Source organism: Planktothrix sp. FACHB-1355 (assembly GCF_014748295.1).
In the GTDB taxonomy this organism is placed as follows: domain Bacteria; phylum Cyanobacteriota; class Cyanobacteriia; order Cyanobacteriales; family Aerosakkonemataceae; genus Aerosakkonema; species Aerosakkonema funiforme_A.
The window spans coordinates 1-1,622 of record NZ_JACJUP010001341.1; the positions used below are offsets into that span (position 1 = coordinate 1).

The window sequence follows — 1,622 nt, forward strand, 5'->3', positions numbered from 1 at the left end:
TAAATAAATCTTTAAATATAGCCAAAACAAAAGAAGGGTGTTTTCTTTTAACAATATCTAATAGTAAAGTGTAAATTGTTTTTTGCGATTCATTAACAAGAAGACGAGCTTTGGTATTTAACTCAACAGGCAGTTCACTTTGCGAATCATCTGGTAGCACACCCATAATTATCTCTGACTCTTTGTACCACATTACAGTCATAGCATTTTTATCTCCTCAAACATAAGGTGGGTTTCCATTAGGTAGGATTGTAACCCCTACTCAATGAAAACGCCACCTAATATATTGCGTTTATAAATTTACTCAATTAGCAAAGCAACACTCGCGAAAAGCATTAATTTTTATGCAATGATTCAATGCTTGCCGCACAATTTTGTAGTGGAGGGGTGATGCCACTATTGTAGAGATTAAATTTGGCTAGATGAAGTATGGCGCTGCGGTAGCGGATACTCGCACTGTAATCGCCTGTTACTTCAGAACGAGAAACATTACTAATTTTTTCTCGACTAATTTTCAAGTAGCCTTGTCCTGGGCCATCTTTCATCTCTACTCCTTTAGGTTGCGGCGGTTCGGGGAGTCCCCATACTTTTTCCATCGCTTCACCTGTGACGGTATTGTGATTCACTTTACCTTCAATACAGATGCTGGACTCGGTGTAAGGGTAGAAATAGTAACCGACTACACGATCGCCATCTTTACGAAACCAGAAACACGGACTTGTTTGCAATCCATCTGAAGAGGTATTTTGGCTGCAAAAGCTGTAATTACCATTTGGCAAAGTTTCAATGGTATAATGGGCAGTCGCGGCATCACCTGTTCCGCGTGCAGATAAGGCGGGTAAGGCACTACCTGCAAGTACTGCCGAGATTACAGAGGTAGCAATGATTTTTTGTCCCGTTTTCATTGAACCGCTCCTAAATAAGCAATTTTTTAAATGCTGTTTGCGAATTATTAAACAACTGCTGCGTTACTTAATTAACTAAGGTAAAAAAAAAGAGCGATCGCCAAATCGCTCAAAAGAAATACTTCCCTATCTACTAAAAATCAGATATTTACGACCAAGCTATTAGACATTTCCTCCACAAGAATCTCAAAGGGCAGTCAGGATGCCTACCCCACAAGCATTTTTGGAGAAGTCTATTGTATTTAACATTTGTGTGATGTCGCTGCTAGCAACTGATTGGCAAATTCGATATTATGACGTACCGATTCAGCCGAGATATGGAGGGCGGTAGTTTCGGAATCCGTAAGGTTGAGTTCCAAAATACTTTCTATGCCCCGGCATCCCAAACGACAGGGAACGCCAATAAAAACATCCTTCAAACCGTATTCGCCTTGCAGATATGCCGCAGCTGGTACTAACCGCGATTGATTGAATAGGATAGATTCCACCATTTCGCAGGTAGAAGAAGCTGGCGCAAAATAAGCACCGCCAGTACGCATGAGTTCTACAATTTCTCCCCCACCGTTACGAGTTCGCTCTATCAATCTGTCAATAGTTGCGGCATCTAACAGTTCTGTAATCGGAATGCCGCTGACAGTAGAATAGCGGGGTAAGGGCACCATTAACTCGCCGTGACTGCCCAGCACCATCCCTTTGACATCTACTATGGAGACACCT

General features: G+C 41.8%; 2 protein-coding genes and 1 pseudogene. All 3 read right to left on the bottom strand.

Annotated features, from left to right (window positions below; all coding sequences use genetic code 11):
• Nucleotides 1-202: hypothetical protein (locus H6S82_RS32195; RefSeq protein WP_191057421.1), on the bottom strand; the 202-nt coding region annotated here is incomplete at its 3' end.
• Between the two features lie 133 nt (nucleotides 203-335).
• On the bottom strand, nucleotides 336-905 hold the full coding sequence (locus H6S82_RS32200) for a hypothetical protein (RefSeq protein WP_190462650.1): 570 nt from the start codon (nucleotides 903-905) through the stop codon (nucleotides 336-338).
• Between the two features lie 242 nt (nucleotides 906-1,147).
• Nucleotides 1,148-1,622, bottom strand: a pseudogene (locus tag H6S82_RS32205) (malate dehydrogenase); the annotation flags it as partial.

Excerpts from the sequence above, each read along its gene's own strand:
- H6S82_RS32200 (WP_190462650.1), bottom strand. The coding sequence starts at position 905 with ATGAAAACGGGACAAAAAATCATTGCTACCTCTGTAATCTCGGCAGTA.